Genomic DNA, 17,966 nt, shown 5'->3' with positions numbered 1-17,966 from the left:
ACCGAAACGCTTTAGGCCGCCGAAATCTCACCGCTTTCGATTTGTTCACGTTCGATGGATTCGAACAGGGCCTGGAAGTTACCCTCACCGAACCCATCATCCCCCTTGCGCTGGATGAACTCGAAAAAGATGGGGCCGATCACGGTTTTTGAGAAGATCTGCAGCAGAATCCGCGTCTCTCCCCCATCCACAACGCCTTCACCATCGATCAGAATGCCGTGCTTCATCATCCGGTCCAGCGGCTCGTCATGGTCCGTCACTCGGTCTTTGGACATGTCATAGTAGGATTGGTTCGGACCCGGCATGAACTTCAACCCGTTCTCTGCAATGGCATCGGTCGAGGCATAGATGTCCTCGCTGCCCACCGCGATGTGCTGAATGCCCTCGCCCTTGTACTTTTTCAGGTAAGAGACGATCTGACCCGTTTCGCCCCTATCCTCGTTGATCGGGATACGGATGCGGCCACAGGGCGATGTCAGCGCGCGGCTATAGAGACCGGTGAACTTGCCCTGAATGTCAAAGAACCGGATTTCACGGAAGTTGAACAGGTCGCCATAAAACTTGAACCACTTGTCCATATTGCCCCGATAGACATTGTGGGTGAGGTGATCGAGATAGTAGAACCCCTCGCCGCGCGGTTTCGATTCTTTAATCCACGCGAATTCCTCATTGTAGGGCGAGGTATCGTAATACTGGTCGACGAAGTAGATCAGCGATCCGCCAATCCCCTTGATTGCCGGGACATTCATCGTCTTGTCCGCGCCATCATACGGCTCTGCCCCTTTTGAGACGGCATGTTCGTAGGCTTTCTGCGCGTCCACAACGCGCCAGCCCATCGACGGTGCGCAAGGCCCGTGTTCCGCGACGAACTTGTCGGCAAAGCTGTCGGGGTCCGCGTTCAGGATGTAGGTGACATCGCCCTGCTGCCACAGCTCGACCAGAGGTTTGGTTTTGTGGCGCGCAACCAGATCGAAGCCCATTTTGGCGAACAGATCACGCAACTCCTGCGGTTCGGGGTGCGCGAACTCGACAAATTCAAACCCGTCGGTACCTGCGGGGTTTTCGGGACTGATGATAGATTTCGGGGCGTTATGCGGGAAAGGACCCATGGCGCGTCTCCTTCGAAAACAGGAATTTCTTTGCTGATTCCAAAATACGCCTTAAGCAGTGCTGTTTCCGCGCATTGTTTTCATGTAAACTATCCAAGTGTGCGCAAACTGCGCATGAATGACCTGAAATTTGAGATCTTGCCGCATATGCTTGATGCAACCGATACACGCCTGCTCTCAGCGCTTCAAAAGGACGCGCATCTGACCGCGCATCAATTGGGTGAGCTGCTGAACCTATCCCCCAGCCAGGCAGGTCGCCGCCGTCAGCGCCTTGAGGCTGAGGGCTATATCACCGGCTACGCGGCTCGGCTGGATCCGCTGAAACTCGGCTTGCAGGTTCAGGGCTTCGTTCAGGTCCATCTGGGCACTCACGGCCCTGATCAATCCGCCAGCTTTGCCCGGATGGTTAACACCCAACCCGAGATCACAAGTGCCTGGACGATGACAGGCGAGGCAGACTACCTGCTTCACGTCTATTGTGACGATCTTTCTGCACTCAACAGCTTGCTTCACGAGGTGATCCTGCCGCATCCTGCAGTGGCACGGGTACAAAGCCAGATCGTGATGGACCAACTCAAACGCGACGCACCCCTGCCAACCTGAGCGGGCAATGAGGACATAGATGGACGATTTCCTATATCAGGCTTCTATTTATCTGGCTGCGGCCGTTATCGCCGTGCCCCTGTCGGCTCGGTTGGGCCTTGGGTCGGTTCTTGGATACCTAGCGGCTGGCCTGATCATCGGCCCCGTCCTCGGCCTTGTCGGTGCCGAGACCGAGGACCTGCAACATGTGGCCGAGTTCGGCGTGGTCATGATGCTGTTTCTCATCGGTCTCGAGCTGGAGCCGCGCGCCCTGTGGGATATGCGCGACAAGCTGTTGGGTCTTGGCGGGCTTCAGGTTCTGTTGTCCACCGCCGTTATTGCCGGTGTCGCGATGTACGCGAACCACCCCTGGTCCGTCGCTCTGGCGGTCGGTTTGACCTTGTGTTTGTCCTCAACCGCGATCGTGCTGCAAACCCTGTCTGAAAAGGGCTTGATGCAAACGAACGGAGGCCGCGCGACGTTCTCAGTTCTGCTGACGCAAGACATTGCCGTCATCCCGATTCTGGCCCTGCTGCCGCTGCTCGCCCTGCCCGCCATGCCGCATATCGAGGCAGACGGCTCAATCGATCGCGGCGCGGAGCATCTGCATGATGCAGGGCATCACAGCCTGTCTCTGGTCGAAGGACTGCCGGGCTGGGCCGTCACTCTGGTCACCATCGGCGCAATTGCCTTTGTCATTCTGGCGGGCGTCTACCTGACCCGGCCGCTGTTTCGATTCATTCACGCAACCCGCCTGCGCGAGATGTATACCGCGCTGGCGCTGATGATCGTGGTCGGGATTTCGTTCCTGATGACACTGGTGGGCCTGTCACCCGCTCTGGGCGCGTTTCTGGCGGGTGTGGTTTTGGCCAGTTCGGAGTTCCGCCATGAAATGGAAAGCGACCTCGAGCCGTTCAAGGGCCTGTTCCTAGGGCTGTTCTTCATTACGGTCGGTGCAGGTATCAACGTCGGCTATTTCTTCAACGACCCGTTCGACTTGATCGGTCTGGCCCTGCTGGTCATCCTCGTTAAAGGCGTCATCCTATATCTCGTGGGCAAAGCCTTCAAGCTGAAGGGCCGGGATCACTGGCTGTTCACTCTTGGACTGGCCCAGGCGGGTGAGTTCGGCTTTGTCCTTCTGGCGTTTTCGACGCAGCAGAATGTCATCCCGCCGGACCTGTCGCAAAAGATGCTGATGATCATAGCGCTGACCATGCTGATCACCCCGCTCCTGTTCATCATCTACGACCTTCTGTCTCGCAAGATGGCCGACACCAACGCCGCGCCGGAACCCGATGAGATCGACGAGAAAGGCCCCGTGATCATCGCCGGGATCGGTCGGTTTGGTCAGATCGTCAATCGGTTGGTCCGGGCCAGCGGCTTCAAGACCGTTGTTCTGGACCACGATATCGAGACGATCCAGCTGATGCGTCGTTTTGGCGTAAAAGGCTTTCTGGGTGACCCGACCCGGCCGGAACTACTGCGCGCTGCGGGGCTTGAGAAAGCCTCGGTGCTTGTCGCTGCGATGGATGATCGAAAGACGGTGACCCGTTTGGTCGGCTACGCCCGCCGCCAGCGCCCCGATCTGCACATCATCGCGCGAGCTCATGATCGGACACATGTGTATGAACTGTATCAGGCCGGGGCCAATGACATCGTGCGCGAAATGTTCGACAGCTCCTTGCGCGCGGGCCGCTATGTGCTGGAGAATATCGGGCTGAGCGAATACGAGGCCGCGCAGGCCGAACAGACCTTCTATCACCATGACCGAACGTCCGTGCGCGATTTGGCCGAGCTGTGGATTCCTGGTATGCCCACGTCCGAGAATACGAAATACATCGAACGCGCGCAAAAGCTCGAGAAGGATCTGGAAACCGCGTTGCTGGAATTGGCGGAACAGCACGCAAAGGATTCTGCCTGACCGAAGCAATTGCCCGGTCAGGCGCTTAGGTTACCCGTCCGAGACGCCCGCCTCGGCAAAGGTTGCCATGCCCGAGTGGCAGGCAACCGCGCTTTTGAGAATGTTGATCGCAAGCGCACCGCCTGATCCCTCACCAAGACGCAGGCCGAGGCTCAGCAGCGGCTCCTTGCCCAGTTTTGACAGCATCGCAGCATGCGCGCCTTCTGCGCTTTGGTGCCCCGCGATGGTGTGATCCAGAGCCGAGGGCGAAACGCGCGCCAGACAGGCTGCGGCAGAGGTACAGATGAAGCCATCCAGAATGACGGGAATGCGCAACATACGGGCCGCCGCAATCGCTCCGGCCATGGCCGCGATCTCGCGCCCGCCGAGGCAGCGCATAACCTCCAACCCATCTTCACTGCCATGCAGCGCAACGCCTTCAGCCACTACGCGGGTCTTGTTTGCAAGGCCTGCATCGTCGACCCCTGTACCGCGACCGGTCCAATCAGCGGCCTCGCCTCCGTAAAGGGCGCAGGCGATAGCAGCAGCGGGCGTGGTGTTGCCGATCCCCATCTCGCCGACCACCAGCAGATCGGATTGCGGGTCCACGGCATTCCAACCGGTTTGCAGTGCGCTCAGCAACTCGGCCTCACTCATGGCTGGGGCTTGGGTGAAATCTGCCGTCGGCCGATCAAGATCCAGCGCGTGGACGTCCATCTTTGCGCCCGCCGCCTTGGCCAACTGGTTGATCGCCGCGCCGCCATGTTCAAAATTCATAACCATCTGAACGGTCACTTCGGGTGGAAAGGCCGAAACGCCCTGCGCCGTGACCCCGTGGTTACCCGCAAAGACAATGACCTGAGGGGCCGCAACCTGCGGTCGCGCATCCCCACGCCAGGCCGCGTACCAGATCGCCAGATCCTCAAGCCGCCCCAGCGCGCCCGGCGGTTTGGTCAACTGACCGTTGCGTTCAGCCGCGCCATCCGCCGCCGCCATGTCCGGCCCTTGGGCGTTGGTCAACGCGTCGCGGAACGTGTTCAAATCATTCAGTTCAGGCAGCATCAAAGCCTCATTGCATCAGAGTGGTCCTGTGTGTTTAACCGAAGCACTGAATCCAACAAGGCCTCGAAAGGCGCAGAAGTGCAAAAAAACGACACCAATCCGGTTTCCGCATGGGATATCCCGCTGGCGCTGGTCCTGTTGACGCGCCTGCCCCTGCCCCGTTTGCCCGAGAGGGTCTTTGCCCGGCAAGCGCAGGCGGTTTGGGCCTTTCCGGTGGTCGGCTTGGTGATTGGTATATTGGCTTGCGTCATCGGATGGCTTGCACTGACACTGTCGGTTCCGCCATTCGTCTGCGCCGTTTTGCTCGTGGCCACCCTGACCATGACGACGGGCGCAATGCATGAGGACGGGCTGGCCGATACGTTTGACGGCCTATGGGGCGGGTTCACGCCGGAACGCCGGTTGGAGATCATGAAGGATAGCCACATCGGCACATATGGCGTGCTGTCCCTGATTGGTTCGCAGCTGATGCGAGTTGCAGCAGTCGCGGCCCTTTTGTCTGCCGGTGCGTTTCTAGCGATCATTGCCGCTTGTGTGGTGTCACGCGCGTTCATGCCCTTGCTGATGGCTGCATTGCCCAATGCGCGTAAATCCGGTCTAAGCCATTCTGTCGGTGCTCCGCCAGTGGGTCCTGTCGCCGTTTCGCTCGCTCTGGCTGGCTTGACGGGAGTATTGCTGATCGGTGGGCAGGTCATTTTGCCCGCCCTATGCGCCGCGCTCGTTGTGGGTGCTCTGGCCGTCGTGGCAAAAGCTAAGATAGGCGGCCAGACCGGAGATATCCTCGGCGCTTCTCAGCAATTGGCCGAAATCACTTTCCTGGTAGCAATAGCGGCTCAGCTTTAAGACACCCCACCCGTCTCGATCCGCAGGGTGCAGCCGCAATGCTTGCAATGTACCGCGTCCGGATCATGCCGGAACAGCCCGCAGCTGGGGCATTTGTGGCGCACTTTCTGCGGCATGAAAATCGCCTGCGCCAAGCGCACGAACAGGGCAACACCCACCACCATGATAAACACCGAGAACAGCTTGCCCCAAGGCGTCGACAGGGTGATGTCACCAAATCCCGTGGTCGTCAGGGTCGCCATGGTGAAATAGAGCGCATCTATATAGGGGTTCTTAGCATCTTCAGGGATGAAAAAGACAAGAACCGCTGTCGAAGTTGCAAACACGAAAACCAGCAGATTGATGGCCGCGATGACCGCATCTTCATGCGTGCGGAAAAAGGTACTGTCGCGCCGTAAATCCCACAGCAGATGGTACGAGTGGATCAACCGAAGGGCGCGCAGGATACGCAGGAATGCGAGATTGCCGGTCAGAAACGGGTCGAGGATCAACGACACAATCACCACGATATCTGCCAGCGTATAAATTTTACGCAACAGCTTCCAGCGATCCTTGGCGATCCACATTCTGGCGGAAAAATCCAGAAGGATAATAAAGCCAACCACCCAACTGATACCAGTAACCCATGGGCCATGCGGAAAATGCGCGGTGGCGACAAAGAAGATGATGGTGACCACATCGAACAGGATCAAACCATAGCGGAACCAAACCGAAATCGGGGCCTTTCCGATATATAGGAACTTGACCGTCTTCTTCATGCCGAACCGGTATCTGCTTGCATCTACAGAAAAACTAACCGGTTTTCGCCAATCCACCAAGCAACGAAAAAGGCCGCCCCGATGCCAGAGCGGCCTTGCTGTTTAAATCGTCGTGGACTTAGGCTGCGGCGGCGCGCGAAGTCAGGACATCATCGACCTGCTTCGCCGCAGAAATCTCTCCGTCCCCGGACACGGCGGCGACTTCACGGGTCAGACGCTCGAGCGCGGCTTCATAAAGCTGACGCTCGGAATAGCTTTGCTCGCGCTGGTCATCGGTGCGGTGCAGGTCGCGAACCACTTCGGCGATCGAGATCAGATCGCCCGAGTTGATCTTCTGTTCGTATTCCTGCGCCCGGCGCGACCACATGGCCCGCTTGACCTTGGCCTTGCCCTTCAGCGTCTTCATCGCCTGGCTGATCACATCCGGCGAGCTGAGCGAACGCAGACCGGATTCGGTCACTTTGTTTGTCGGCACACGCAGGGTCATCTTGTCTTTCTCAAAAGAGATGACGAACAGTTCGAGCGAAAATCCAGCGACGTCCTGCTCTTCGATCGAGATGATCTGACCCACACCATGGGCGGGGTAGACAACATAGTCGTTCGGGCGGAACTCAAGCTTTTTCGACTTCGACATTCAATTCATTCCTTGGTTTTGGACCGGGATGCGAACAACAAAAAACCCACGCTCGGTGCCTATTGTGGCCCCGGCAGGCGGTCTGTTTGTCGCAAATTCAGAACTCCAAAGCGAGCATACTTACGGAGTACATCCCAATCTCAGTCATCATGTAGGGGGAGAGTATATCACAAAAATGAGACACTCAAAAGTTTCCCTAGGGGAATTATTTTATAAACGGCCTGCAATCAAGGGATTAGGCTTCGAAGACCGCATTTCTTAGCCATCCAAATGGGGTGCGAATCACTTACCCGCCTTCACCCGGAGCTTCGGAGAAATACTTCTCCATCTTGCCTTCCTCGCCATCGCGCTCTTCCGCCTCTGGCAACGGGTCTTTTTTGGTCACGATGACCGGCCACATTTCAGAGTATTTGCGGTTGAACTCGACCCAGGTTTCCATGCCTGGTTCGGTGTCGGGACGGATTGCATCAGCCGGGCATTCTGGTTCACAGACGCCGCAGTCGATGCATTCGTCGGGGTGGATGACCAGCGTATTCTCACCTTCGTAGAAACAGTCCACCGGGCACACTTCCACACAGTCGGTGTATTTGCAGCCGATGCAGTTTTCGGTAACGACGTAGGTCATGTTTAGAATCCCATTCAGGTTTGGCGTCTAGCTAGTTCAGTCCGGGTTTGGCTTCAAGATGTGGGGCCGTTTGGCGTGCGAGAAAGATCAAGCGCGCGCCGATCTTTCTTGGTTGGACGACCTTTTCCCTCATATGACGGGTTTTTGGGCGGTATGTCCTTCTTTTCCGTCATATCGAAGTACAATGTTTGCGCCTCGGGGGCTGGGCCGCGGCGGTCGCCGAGTTTTTCAATGCGCACGACCCGGATGATTTTGCCCTGTGGAAAGGTCAGAACGTCGCCGGGAACCACCGCTTGGGCGGGTTTCAGAACGCGGTTGCCGTTCAGCCTGACATGGCCGCCGCTGACCTGTTTGGCCGACAGGCTACGGGTCTTGAAGAACCGCGCCTGCCAGAGCCATTTGTCGATCCGCAGCTTGGCCCGATCCATGACGGATCAGTTGCCGCCCTTCAAACCCATCAGCGCTGCTGCAAACGGGTTGTCGGGGTCGATCGCCTTTTCCTTCTTCGGAGGCCGGGACGAGAAGGACTTCGCGCCCTGTGGCTTGCCGCCCTTCTTGCCTTGCGGCTTGCGACCGTCCTGAGGTTTCCCACGCGGCTTGCCTTTGCCCTGCCCCTGTTCACGGCGCGGGCCGCGATTTTGTTGGCGCTGACGGCCCCATGTGAAGGTGTAGAACACCTCGACCTCGGGTTCGTCATTTGCGGGTTCCGCGGCCGGAGCCTCGGCTGCCGCCTCGGTGCTTTCGGTGGCCTCGGCTGGCGCCTCGGCGGGTGCGGCGACCTCATCTGTCGAGGCCTCGACGGTCGGGGTTTCTTCGGCCGCGGGGTGTTCTGCCACTTCAGTCGCAGGTGCCTCAGCCGGAACGGCTTTGACCTTTTCACGCTCACCGCGTTCGGCCTTGTAGCCCAGACCCTGCATCAGGTCCGCGAACTGATCCAGCGTCATGCCTGTGATCGAGAGCATGTCAGGCTTGGCTTCAAAGCCTCCCCGGCTGTCCTCAGAGCGCAGCATATCGGCCAGGCGCTCAAGCATGTCGATCCGGATCGAACGTTCACCCGCATCGCGGTAGCCACACATGGTGTCATAGCCCTGCGGCGCATCCTTTGCGACCGGCACAGTGACCAGACCCGGAGGCGGTGCCTCGGGGAATTCCTGCAGACCGCTGGACAGTGCCCAGAGAACCAGGCGGAGGCGCGTTGGCGCAGGTTTTAGCAGCAGCGGCATGAAGATGGTGAACTGACCAAAACGGATGCCGTGCTTGCGCAGCGCGCCGCGGGCGTCCTGATCCAGATCCTTGACCTCTTGCGCGACCTGCGCGCGGGGCAGCACGCCCAGCGCCTCGACCATGCGGAAGGCAAAGCCTTTCGCCAGACCGGACAGTTCCTCGTCCCGCGACAGGTTCAGCAGCGGCTCGAACAGCGCGGCCACTTTGCGGTCGATGAAGTGCTGCAGACGGCGCTGCACCTTCTGTTCGACGTCCGGCCCTGCGGCCTCATCCACGAAAACCTCTACCATCGGCTTGAGAGGCTCCGCCCCGGCAACCAGTTTGCCGACAGCGTATTCGCCCCACATCAGGCCGCCCTGATCAGTGAAATCAATTTCGGTATCGGGTGCATTGTAGAAGCGATCGGCACGCAGATGGAATTGCGGCGCGAGTGCTTGCAATGAGGCCGACTTGAGTGCTTTCGCCTCAGCCCCTTGCGCGCTTTTGTCCGGTGTAAACCGGAACCCTTCCAGACGACCGACGAATTCGCCTTCGACGGTCACTTCACCCTTGTCATTTACTTCGGCCAAAAGGGCCTCCTTCTGTTTGAGCCGGCGCAACAACACCGAGGTGCGCCGGTCCACAAATCTTTGCGTCAGACGATCATGCAGAGCGTCCGACAACCTGTCTTCTACAGTGCGCGTTTCCTCACGCCAATGCGATTCGTCACGGACCCAGCCGTTTCGTTGCGCAACATATGTCCAAGTGCGAATATAAGCCAACCTTTTGGACAGCGCATCAATATCTCCATCCGTGCGATCAATCCGGCGGATTTGCCGCGCCATGAAGTCATCCGGGATCGCGCCGCGTTCGTGTAGATGGCCGTAGATCACCTCGAGCAGATTGGCATGTTCCGAATGGCTAATGCCCCGAAAATCGGGAATTCGGCACACATCCCATAGCAAACGGATCGACGGGCCATCGCTGGCGCGGGCTGCGACCTCGGTCACTTGCGACAGCGATTTCAACACGTTCAGGTCGTCTGCAGGGCGGGCCTTGGTCAGATGTTTATCATTCGGACTGACTTCTAGAGAGTCGATCAGCGCATCCACCGAGCCGAAGCGAAGGGCGGCATTCCGCCAGTTCAGCTTTTTCATCGGCGTAAAGCGGCTGTCCATGATGGCCTGCGCAACGCCTTCGTCCAATGGCGGGGCCTCGCCGGTCACGCCGAACGTGCCATCCGACATACCCCGGCCTGCCCTGCCAGCAATTTGGGCAAGCTCATTCGGGGCCAAGGGGCGCATCCGGCGACCGTCGAATTTGGTCAGGGACGAAAACGCCACGTGGTTCACATCCAGGTTCAGGCCCATTCCGATGGCATCGGTGGCGACCAGATAGTCGACCTCGCCATTCTGATAGAGGTCGACCTGCGCGTTCCGCGTGCGTGGGCTGAGCGCGCCCATCACCACAGCCGCCCCACCCTTTTGGCGGCGCAGCAGTTCTGCGATGGCATAGACGTTTTCGACCGAGAACCCGACAATGGCGCTTCGCGGGGGCATTCGGCTGATCTTTTTCGATCCCGAATACACCAGCTGAGACATCCTATCGCGCCGGACAAACTGCGCCTCGGGCACAAGTGCCGCAATCGGGCCGCGCATGGTGTCGGACCCCATGAACAGCGTCTCATTCGTTCCCCGCGACCGCAGCAACCGGTCAGTGAAGACGTGGCCACGCTCGGGATCTACGCAGAGCTGAATTTCATCAATCGCGACGAAATCGGCGCCCATGCCTTCGGGCATCGCCTCGACCGTGCAGACCCAGTACTGCGTGCGCGGCGGTACGATCCGTTCCTCGCCCGTCACCAGCGCCACGACCGAGGGGCCGCGAATGGCGACGATCTTGTCATAGACCTCACGCGCGAGCAGACGCAGAGGCAGGCCGATGACACCGGTCCGGTACCCCAGCATGCGTTCGATCGCGTAATGAGTTTTACCTGTGTTCGTTGGGCCAAGTACGGCCACTACTCGGGATGACCCGCTCACCTTTGCCCCCTGCGCCTTCCGACTTACAGCGCCTTGCCTTCAACCTGAGGCTTCAGCCGATTCACGGCATTGGTTACTTCTTCATGATGGGGATGTATAGCCAACGCGCGGGAATAAGCCTCAAGCGCCTGATCGGGTTTGCCGACCACCTCGAAGATCAACCCCAGACCGTAAATAGCCTGATAGTTGTTCGGGTTGAGAGTCAGCGCGTGTTCCAGATCAGCCGCAGCCATGCCGAACCGGTCGATCCCGAAAAAGGCCGAGGCCCGCGCGTGCCATCCTTCGGCAAACTCGGGCGCGTGGTCGGTCAACGCGGTGAGGTGTTCGATCGCGGCCTCGATATCGCCATCATCCAGCGCTTCGCGCCCCCGCTCAAGCAACAGATCCGCCGAGGCTGAACCCGATTGCGACCATAGCGCCTGAAGCTGACGATCCAAACCGATGGCTTGCTCTGGCGTTGCCTGCGCCAGTTGCCTCAACAGCGCTTCTTCGTCGCGGGAATCCGCTTGTTGCGCTCCACCACTGGTGGAAAACATGACTAGAACGGCAAGTGCCGCAACGGTACCTTTGAGATTGGTGATTGCAATACCCATAACAATGGTCAGTGTAGCGTTGCGACCGAGGATGTCCATTCACGGCGCATAAACAATATGAGGAAAAGCATGAGCGAGATTCTTGAAAAGGCTGCGGCCGCGCTGAACGAAAAGCTGGCCGGCGGTGGCTTTGATGCGTCCGCCAAGTTTGCAATCGCCGATCTGGGCGCAATTGTTCTGGACGGAGACGGTGCCCGCATCAGTGATGACGACGCCGATGTGACACTCAGCGCGGATGCGGACACGTTCGAACAGATCCTCAGCGGCGATCTGAACCCGACCGGCGCGTTCATGTCCGGCAAGCTCAGCGTTGACGGTGACATGGGAATCGCCATGCAGCTTGCATCGGTTCTGGCCTGATGGATTACTCGCCGGCCCCCTTCTATGATGACGTGGCCGGCGACCCCGCCGGTGGTACAGCCCATTGGCTCCACACCGCCGACGGCAAACGCATCCGTGTCGGGCACTGGCTGCCCGAGGATGCAAAAAACGGCACGGTATTCCTGTTTCCGGGCCGCACCGAATATATCGAGAAATACGCGAGTACCGCAGGGGAATTCCTGAATCGCGGATTTGCCGCCCTCGCCGTCGACTGGCGCGGACAGGGCTTGGCCGACCGCATGCTGGACGAACCCCGTATCGGGCATGTCGATAAGTTCGCCGACTATCAACATGACGTCGCCGTGGTGCTGGAACTGGCTGAGACACTGGACCTGCCGCGCCCGTGGTACGTGATCGGGCATTCGATGGGGGGCGCCATCGGCTTGCGCGCGGTCATCCAGAACGATTGCTTTGCAGCCTGTGCATTTACCGGGCCGATGTGGGGCATTTTCTTTGTCCCGCTCATGAAGCCCCTCAGCCGTCTTACAGCCTATTGGGGCACGGCACTGGGATTGGGAGAACGCACCCCGCCGACCACGTCGTTGACCAGCTATGTTCTGGCGGAACCGTTCGAGGGTAACTCCCTGACGCGTGACCCGGACATGTTCAAGATGATGCAGGATCAACTTAAGGCGCACCCTGAGCTGGCGCTGGGCGCCCCGTCCAACCAGTGGTTGCGTGAGGCGCTCAGCGAATGTGAATGGCTGATGGAGCAACCCGCCCCGGACACCGCGTGCCTAACCTATCTGGGCAGCCACGAACAGATCGTTGACCGCAAGGCGATCCGGGCACGGATGGCAAACTGGCCCAACGGCCGTCTGGTCGAGATCCCGGATGGTGAGCACGAGGTGCTGATGGAAGCCCCCGAAGTTCGCAACCCGGTTCTGGACGAGTTGACCGCGCATTTCCTGGCAAATCGCCCCTAAGGCGTCCGCTCGGCACTGATCGCGACTGGCGGCTTGTGATCCGGGCGCGCCAGCCCTAGATGTTTGGCAACAAAGCTAATCAGAGGTGTTCCATGCGCGACCTGCCCTTTCCCGTCCGTGATGCAAATGCAGTCGGCGGTTCCGATAACCTTGGCAACCTGCCCGAATGGGACCTGACAGACCTCTATGCCTCGGAAGAAGCGGCCGAGCTGGCGCGGGATCTGGACTGGCTTGAAGGCGAATGCGCCTCATTCGCCTCGGACTACGAAGGTAAACTGGCCGATCTGGACGCTGCAGGCCTGCTGACCTGTGTGCATCGCAACGAAAAGATCAACGCCATCGCCGGTCGGATCATGTCCTTCGCCGGTCTGCGCTACTACCAACTGACCACCGATGCCGATCGCGCTAAGTTCCTGTCGGACATGCAGGAAAAAATCACCGTCTTCACCACCCCTCTGGTGTTCTTCACGCTCGAGATCAACCGCATCGAAGACGACGTTCTGCAGGCCCATTTCGCGGCCAATGCTGATCTTGCACGTTATGAGCCTGTCTTCCGCCGCATCCGCGCGATGAAACCCTACCAACTGTCTGACGAGCTGGAGAAATTCCTCCACGACCTCGGCGTTGTCGGTGACGCGTGGGAGCGTTTGTTCGACGAAACCATCGCGGCACTAACCTTCACCGTCGACGGCGAAGAGCTGAACATCGAAGGCACCCTGAACCTGCTGACGGAACAGGACCGTAGCAAACGTGAGGCGGCCTCGCGCGAGCTGGCCTCAGTGTTTCAGGAGAACATCAAAACCTTCGCCTGTGTTCACAACACGCAGGCCAAGGAAAAAGAAATCGTCGACCGCTGGCGCAATATGCCAACTGCTCAGACCGGTCGCCATCTGTCGAACGACGTCGAACCCGAAGTCGTCGAAGCCCTGCGTGAGGCCGTGGTCGCCGCCTACCCCAAGCTGAGCCACCGGTACTACGAACTCAAACGTAAATGGCTGGGTCTGGACGTGATGCAGGTCTGGGACCGCAACGCGCCGCTGCCGATGGAAGACACCCGCATCGTCGGCTGGGACGAGGCCGAAAAGACGGTGATGGATGCCTATAACGCGTTCGACCCGCGCATGGGTGAGATTGCCTCGCCCTTCTTCTCGAAAGGTTGGATCGACGCGGCGGTGAAGCCCGGTAAAGCGCCCGGCGCCTTCGCCCATCCAACCGTAACCGACGTGCATCCCTACGTGATGCTCAACTATCTGGGTAAACCGCGCGACGTGATGACCCTAGCACACGAACTTGGCCACGGTGTCCATCAGGTCCTAGCGGCGGATCAGGGCGAGATGCTGTCCTCGACCCCGCTGACACTGGCCGAGACCGCTAGCGTGTTTGGTGAAATGCTGACTTTCCGCAAAATGCTGGACAAGGCCGAAACCAAGGAACAGCGCAAGGTTCTTCTGGCTGGCAAGGTCGAGGACATGATCAACACGGTCGTCCGCCAGATCGCCTTCTACGATTTCGAATGCAAGCTGCACGCCGCCCGCCGCGAGGGCGAACTGACCCCGGACGACATCAACGCCCTGTGGATGAGCGTTCAGGCGGAAAGCCTCGGGCCGTCATTCGAATTCATGGAAGGGTATGAAACGTTCTGGGCCTATATCCCCCATTTCGTGCATTCCCCCTTCTACGTCTACGCCTATGCGTTCGGAGACGGCCTCGTGAACGCGCTTTATTCGGTCTACGAAAGCGGCGCTGAGGGGTTCGAGGACAAGTATTTCGAGATGCTGCGCGCCGGTGGATCGAAACACCACAAAGACCTGCTCGCCCCGTTTGGCCTAGATGCCAGCGACCCCAAGTTCTGGGATAAAGGCCTGTCGATGATCTCGGGCTTCATTGACGAACTGGAAGCGATGGAGGGCTGATCACTCCTGTTTCTTTGTCGTCAGGAAGACTGCAGCCACAATCAAAATAGCTCCTAGGGCCGCAATCGGTGTGATCGCGGCCCCCAGGAAGAGCGCCGAATTGATAAACGTGAATACGACGGAAGCGGCAAACATCAACGTTGCCGTCAAAGTCGATACGCGCGCGGCGGCCTCGTACCAGAGGTAATAGGCCATCGCCGTGGGAAGGACGCCCAGTAGGATCAGAAAGATCACATCTTTCGCCGTCGGGGTTTGCAGGGAAAACGCAGCCAATGGCAGCAACAGTACGCCCGCGCAGACAAAAACTCCGAAAAGAAAGTTCAATCGCTCGGCCGTTGAGGTCGAATTGCGCATGGCCTGGCTACTTGAAACCAGAAACACGGCCCAACTAAGCCCTGCGCCAATTTCCAAAAGATCACCGAACAAAGGCTCTCCCCCGCCCTGGAAATCGCGGAACACGGTCAGGAACACCCCAAAGATCGCCAGTATCGTGGCGAGTACATCCACGCGCGTAACTGGTGCATCTGCAAAGAAATAAAGGAAAAGCAGCACAAAAAACGGGGCGGTGTTTTCTAGGACCATGGCATTGGCGGCCCCTGTGTGTTCTAGCCCTATGTGAAACAGGATATAATTCACAACTGTCGACAGTACGGCCAGCCGAAAGTTCCAGTCTTTGTGTTCGATCGAAACGGGCACACGCATGACCCGCAAAATGCAATAAATCGCCAGTGCCGCGATGAACAAGCGGGTCACCGCGATCTGCAGCCCACCCAAATCGCTCGTCAGATAGCGCACGATTACACTATGCGTGCCCCAAAGAAACGCGGCTAGAAACCCAAGAAGCAACCCGTTCTGCAACAATGGTTGATTTGCTGTAGAGTTAGGCATCTTGCGCATGGCCTACTTCAACTGGCTGTCTTTTGATCCACGCCGGTTGATGCCTGCCCGCTGCTGATAAGTCCCATCCCTATCCTTCTGACAGTCCAGACACAGCTTGACGCCGGGCAGCGCCTGGCGACGTTTTTCGGGAATGGGTTCCTCGCATTCCGCGCAGTGGGTCAGGCTTTCACCGACCGGCCGCTTTTGTGCCTGCATGCGGGCCAGTTCGTCGGAAATCGACGCCTCAATCTGTTCGCTGACCGCACCATCGCGGGCCCAACCTCCGGCCATCACACCTCTCCTTTTTTGGATGCAGCACAGGATACGCGCGCCGGGCGATGACTGGCAAGTCAGAGAGGAACGGCATCCGCGAACACGCGATCAATCATCTCTTGCGTCCCGCGCGAGAATTCCAGCGGACAAGGATAGGCCGCCCCGTCGCGAACCGAGCGGCAGAAGGCCTCGACCTGCAGTTTGTAGTGATCGTCGCCTGGGAACCGGGTCACCTGAACCTCAAGCCCCGGTCGATGCACCTCGACCCGCGCCTCGCCGAACACCCGCGCGTTGAACGGAGCGGTCAGGCGGATGACACCGCCCTCGCCGTGAAACACCATCTCTTGATGCGGGTGCATCCGAATCGATACATAGGCCGAATAGGTAAAGCCCGGGAATTGAGCGCGAATTTCGGTGAACGTGTCGATGTCGTCCTGCCACCGGATCGCGGATTGAACTGCAGTCGGCTCCTGCCCTGAAGCGAACCGCGCTCCGCCGATCACATAAACCCCAATATCCCGCAGCCCACCCCCGCCAGTCTCTGCACGATTGCGAATGTTAGTGGTTTCCTCACGATTATCGAAACTGAACGCGCCGGTCACATGGACCAGCTTGCCAATGGCACCATCGGCGATCAGTTTCTGCACGAACTGCCACTGAGGGTGATGCACGATCATATAGGCCTCAGCCGCCAGCAAACCTGTCTGATCGCGCTTTTCGATCAACGCATCGAACTCTGCCGCCTGCATTGTCATCGGCTTTTCACACAGCACATGTTTGCCCGCGTCCAGCGCCCTCAGGCTCCATTCGACGTGCATGTGATTTGGCAGAGGGATATAGACGGCCTCGATCTCGGGATCATCCAGCAGCGCGTCGTAGCCGTCATAGACGGTCAGATCCGGGCAAAAGGCCTGAAAAGGCTGGGCCTTGGCCGCGTCCGAGGTCGCTAGCCCGGCCAACCGCGCCCCGTCTGCGGCGTGAATTGCAGGCGCCATATATTGCCGCGCAAATTTGGCAGCCCCCAGAACACCAAATTGAACCGGTTTCTGCATCGCTCTCTCCCTGATCAGGCCATTTAGATGTGACGCAGACTCAAGACGGAGCCGGGACAAGTGTCAACACACGATGAAAAGAGGATGAAAATTCAGGTGTAGGGCATTGATTTTCATCACTATTGAAAAAAACAGCCCGCAGATAACTGCGGGCTGTGTGATCCTTGGATCTAGCGAGTCGCTAACATGCCCTTCTCACGAGCCAGATCGCGCATTTTCTTTTGAAGTTTCTCAAAAGCGCGGACCTCAATCTGACGGATACGCTCGCGGCTCACATTGTATTGCGTGCTGAGCTCTTCCAAAGTCACCGGCTGATCCATTAGGCGGCGCTGGGTGAGGATGTCCTTTTCGCGATCATTCAGTACCTCAAGGGAGGCTGCCAGCAGCTCACGCCGGGCGTCCAGCTCATCACGGGCTTCGTAGTCGCCCGCCTGATCGGCGTCTTCATCCTCAAGCCAGTCCTGCCACTGCATGGTGCCTTCGCCTTCGGACCCGACGGTCGCGTTTAGCGAGGCATCGCCACCGGACATACGCCGGTTCATGCTGATGACCTCTTCCTCGGTCACGCCAAGATCATTGGCGATCTGAGTTACGTTTTCAGGGCGTAGGTCGCCCTCTTCCAACGCACCGATACGGGCCTTGGCCTTGCGCAGGTTGAAGAACAGCTTTTTCTGTGCCGAGGTCGTGCCCAGCTTCACCAGCGACCAGGACCGCAGGATGTATTCCTGGATCGAGGCGCGAATCCACCACATTGCATAGGTCGCAAGACGGAAGCCCTTTTCCGGGTCAAACCGTTTGACTGCCTGCATCAGGCCCACATTGGCCTCGGAAATAACCTCGGCCTGTGGCAGACCGTAGCCGCGATAGCCCATGGCAATCTTGGCCGCCAGACGCAGATGCGACGTGACCATTTTATGAGCGGACTCGGTGTCCTGCTCTTCGACCCAGCGCTTGGCCAGCATGTATTCTTCTTCCGGCTCCAGCAAAGGAAACTTGCGAATTTCCTGCATATAGCGGTTCAGGCCGCCCTCAGGCGTCGGCGCGGGGAGATTTGCGTAATTTGCCATTTTGATGTCCCTCCGACAAATGTTTAGCTCTTTAACATACGATATGGGTAAGGAACCCATCCCTTTCAAGAGGTATCGTTAACAGTTTGAAATTAAGCTTGGGTAAAGGAAAGCTAAGAAACTC

Annotated in this window: 18 protein-coding genes; 6 read left to right on the top strand and 12 right to left on the bottom strand. The window is 58.5% G+C overall.

What is annotated here, in order from left to right:
• Positions 1–11: 11 nt before the first annotated feature.
• On the bottom strand, positions 12–1,109 hold the full coding sequence (gene hppD / locus ACR0KL_RS05035; RefSeq protein ID WP_170665317.1) for a 4-hydroxyphenylpyruvate dioxygenase: 1,098 nt from the start codon (positions 1,107–1,109) through the stop codon (positions 12–14).
• Positions 1,110–1,256: 147 nt separating this feature from the next.
• On the opposite strand from hppD, the gene ACR0KL_RS05030 reads away from it, so the two are divergent.
• Positions 1,257–1,712 (top strand): Lrp/AsnC family transcriptional regulator, encoded by a 456-nt coding sequence (locus ACR0KL_RS05030; RefSeq protein WP_170376867.1) that lies wholly within the window; start codon positions 1,257–1,259, stop codon positions 1,710–1,712.
• A 19-nt stretch (positions 1,713–1,731) separates the two neighbouring features.
• Positions 1,732–3,612 carry a monovalent cation:proton antiporter-2 (CPA2) family protein gene (locus ACR0KL_RS05025; RefSeq protein WP_170677655.1) on the top strand — a complete coding sequence of 627 codons (1,881 nt, stop codon included), beginning with the start codon at positions 1,732–1,734 and terminating at the stop codon, positions 3,610–3,612.
• Between the two features lie 30 nt (positions 3,613–3,642).
• Here ACR0KL_RS05025 and cobT read toward each other — a convergent pair whose 3' ends face one another.
• Complete coding sequence (gene cobT / locus ACR0KL_RS05020; RefSeq protein ID WP_480776690.1) at positions 3,643–4,653, bottom strand: nicotinate-nucleotide--dimethylbenzimidazole phosphoribosyltransferase; 1,011 nt, start codon at positions 4,651–4,653, stop codon at positions 3,643–3,645.
• Positions 4,654–4,731: 78 nt separating this feature from the next.
• Here cobT and cobS point away from each other — a divergent pair, with 78 nt between their 5' ends.
• Positions 4,732–5,496 (top strand): adenosylcobinamide-GDP ribazoletransferase, encoded by a 765-nt coding sequence (gene cobS / locus ACR0KL_RS05015; protein WP_170677651.1) that lies wholly within the window; start codon positions 4,732–4,734, stop codon positions 5,494–5,496.
• Here cobS and ACR0KL_RS05010 read toward each other — a convergent pair.
• From ACR0KL_RS05010 to ACR0KL_RS04985, 6 genes are all read right to left on the bottom strand, one after another.
• Positions 5,493–6,254, bottom strand: a complete 762-nt coding sequence (locus ACR0KL_RS05010; protein WP_170469956.1) for a potassium channel family protein — start codon at positions 6,252–6,254, stop codon at positions 5,493–5,495. The genes cobS and ACR0KL_RS05010 overlap by 4 nt on opposite strands.
• A 118-nt stretch (positions 6,255–6,372) precedes the next feature.
• Positions 6,373–6,888: a CarD family transcriptional regulator gene (locus tag ACR0KL_RS05005; protein WP_170376497.1), complete on the bottom strand. Its 516-nt coding sequence runs from the start codon at positions 6,886–6,888 to the stop codon at positions 6,373–6,375.
• Between the two features lie 286 nt (positions 6,889–7,174).
• Positions 7,175–7,513 (bottom strand): ferredoxin FdxA, encoded by a 339-nt coding sequence (gene fdxA / locus ACR0KL_RS05000; protein ID WP_170469959.1) that lies wholly within the window; start codon positions 7,511–7,513, stop codon positions 7,175–7,177.
• 53 nt (positions 7,514–7,566) lie between these two features.
• Positions 7,567–7,941: an RNA-binding S4 domain-containing protein gene (locus ACR0KL_RS04995; protein WP_170469962.1), complete on the bottom strand. Its 375-nt coding sequence runs from the start codon at positions 7,939–7,941 to the stop codon at positions 7,567–7,569.
• A gap of 6 nt (positions 7,942–7,947) precedes the next feature.
• Entirely contained in the window at positions 7,948–10,758 is a 2,811-nt protein-coding gene (locus ACR0KL_RS04990) for a helicase-related protein (RefSeq protein WP_170677649.1), read from the bottom strand.
• 23 nt (positions 10,759–10,781) lie between these two features.
• Entirely contained in the window at positions 10,782–11,390 is a 609-nt protein-coding gene (locus ACR0KL_RS04985; RefSeq protein ID WP_170376486.1) for a tetratricopeptide repeat protein, read from the bottom strand.
• Positions 11,391–11,420: 30 nt separating this feature from the next.
• On the opposite strand from ACR0KL_RS04985, the gene ACR0KL_RS04980 reads away from it, so the two are divergent.
• The 3 genes from ACR0KL_RS04980 (at position 11,421) to ACR0KL_RS04970 (ending at position 14,571) form a co-directional block, all read left to right on the top strand.
• Positions 11,421–11,711 (top strand): SCP2 sterol-binding domain-containing protein, encoded by a 291-nt coding sequence (locus tag ACR0KL_RS04980; RefSeq protein WP_170677647.1) that lies wholly within the window; start codon positions 11,421–11,423, stop codon positions 11,709–11,711.
• Entirely contained in the window at positions 11,711–12,658 is a 948-nt protein-coding gene (locus ACR0KL_RS04975) for an alpha/beta hydrolase (protein WP_170677645.1), read from the top strand. Before ACR0KL_RS04980 ends, ACR0KL_RS04975 begins: the two co-directional genes overlap by 1 nt.
• A 92-nt stretch (positions 12,659–12,750) precedes the next feature.
• Positions 12,751–14,571: a M3 family oligoendopeptidase gene (locus ACR0KL_RS04970; RefSeq protein ID WP_480776689.1), complete on the top strand. Its 1,821-nt coding sequence runs from the start codon at positions 12,751–12,753 to the stop codon at positions 14,569–14,571.
• Here ACR0KL_RS04970 and ACR0KL_RS04965 read toward each other — a convergent pair whose 3' ends face one another.
• From ACR0KL_RS04965 to rpoH, 4 genes are all read right to left on the bottom strand, one after another.
• Positions 14,572–15,459, bottom strand: coding sequence for a DMT family transporter (locus ACR0KL_RS04965; protein WP_480776688.1), 888 nt, complete (start codon positions 15,457–15,459; stop codon positions 14,572–14,574). It abuts the gene before it with no gap.
• A gap of 12 nt (positions 15,460–15,471) precedes the next feature.
• Positions 15,472–15,741 (bottom strand): DksA/TraR family C4-type zinc finger protein, encoded by a 270-nt coding sequence (locus ACR0KL_RS04960; protein ID WP_170376470.1) that lies wholly within the window; start codon positions 15,739–15,741, stop codon positions 15,472–15,474.
• Between the two features lie 59 nt (positions 15,742–15,800).
• Complete coding sequence (locus tag ACR0KL_RS04955; protein WP_480776687.1) at positions 15,801–16,775, bottom strand: Gfo/Idh/MocA family protein; 975 nt, start codon at positions 16,773–16,775, stop codon at positions 15,801–15,803.
• Between the two features lie 170 nt (positions 16,776–16,945).
• Positions 16,946–17,842 (bottom strand): RNA polymerase sigma factor RpoH, encoded by an 897-nt coding sequence (rpoH, locus tag ACR0KL_RS04950; RefSeq protein WP_170376464.1) that lies wholly within the window; start codon positions 17,840–17,842, stop codon positions 16,946–16,948.
• Positions 17,843–17,966 lie beyond the last annotated feature (124 nt).

This window comes from Ruegeria sp. C8, from assembly GCF_056537565.1.
The sequence above is the reverse complement of the archived record's forward strand: the minus strand, read 5'-3'. Positions and strand labels throughout refer to the sequence as shown.

What these genes read in the sequence shown, in the direction of transcription:
- ACR0KL_RS04965 (WP_480776688.1), bottom strand. Translation starts at nt 15,459, where the DNA reads ATGCCTAACTCTACAGCAAATCAACCATTGTTGCAGAACGGGTTGCTT.
- ACR0KL_RS05025 (WP_170677655.1), top strand. Translation starts at nt 1,732, where the DNA reads ATGGACGATTTCCTATATCAGGCTTCTATTTATCTGGCTGCGGCCGTT.
- ACR0KL_RS04955 (WP_480776687.1), bottom strand. Translation starts at nt 16,775, where the DNA reads ATGCAGAAACCGGTTCAATTTGGTGTTCTGGGGGCTGCCAAATTTGCG.
- ACR0KL_RS04980 (WP_170677647.1), top strand. Translation starts at nt 11,421, where the DNA reads ATGAGCGAGATTCTTGAAAAGGCTGCGGCCGCGCTGAACGAAAAGCTG.
- ACR0KL_RS04985 (WP_170376486.1), bottom strand. Translation starts at nt 11,390, where the DNA reads ATGGACATCCTCGGTCGCAACGCTACACTGACCATTGTTATGGGTATT.
- ACR0KL_RS04970 (WP_480776689.1), top strand. Translation starts at nt 12,751, where the DNA reads ATGCGCGACCTGCCCTTTCCCGTCCGTGATGCAAATGCAGTCGGCGGT.
- ACR0KL_RS05010 (WP_170469956.1), bottom strand. Translation starts at nt 6,254, where the DNA reads ATGAAGAAGACGGTCAAGTTCCTATATATCGGAAAGGCCCCGATTTCG.
- ACR0KL_RS05030 (WP_170376867.1), top strand. Translation starts at nt 1,257, where the DNA reads ATGCTTGATGCAACCGATACACGCCTGCTCTCAGCGCTTCAAAAGGAC.
- ACR0KL_RS05005 (WP_170376497.1), bottom strand. Translation starts at nt 6,888, where the DNA reads ATGTCGAAGTCGAAAAAGCTTGAGTTCCGCCCGAACGACTATGTTGTC.
- fdxA (WP_170469959.1), bottom strand. Translation starts at nt 7,513, where the DNA reads ATGACCTACGTCGTTACCGAAAACTGCATCGGCTGCAAATACACCGAC.
- hppD (WP_170665317.1), bottom strand. Translation starts at nt 1,109, where the DNA reads ATGGGTCCTTTCCCGCATAACGCCCCGAAATCTATCATCAGTCCCGAA.
- rpoH (WP_170376464.1), bottom strand. Translation starts at nt 17,842, where the DNA reads ATGGCAAATTACGCAAATCTCCCCGCGCCGACGCCTGAGGGCGGCCTG.
- cobT (WP_480776690.1), bottom strand. Translation starts at nt 4,653, where the DNA reads ATGCTGCCTGAACTGAATGATTTGAACACGTTCCGCGACGCGTTGACC.
- ACR0KL_RS04975 (WP_170677645.1), top strand. Translation starts at nt 11,711, where the DNA reads ATGGATTACTCGCCGGCCCCCTTCTATGATGACGTGGCCGGCGACCCC.
- ACR0KL_RS04960 (WP_170376470.1), bottom strand. Translation starts at nt 15,741, where the DNA reads ATGGCCGGAGGTTGGGCCCGCGATGGTGCGGTCAGCGAACAGATTGAG.
- ACR0KL_RS04995 (WP_170469962.1), bottom strand. Translation starts at nt 7,941, where the DNA reads ATGGATCGGGCCAAGCTGCGGATCGACAAATGGCTCTGGCAGGCGCGG.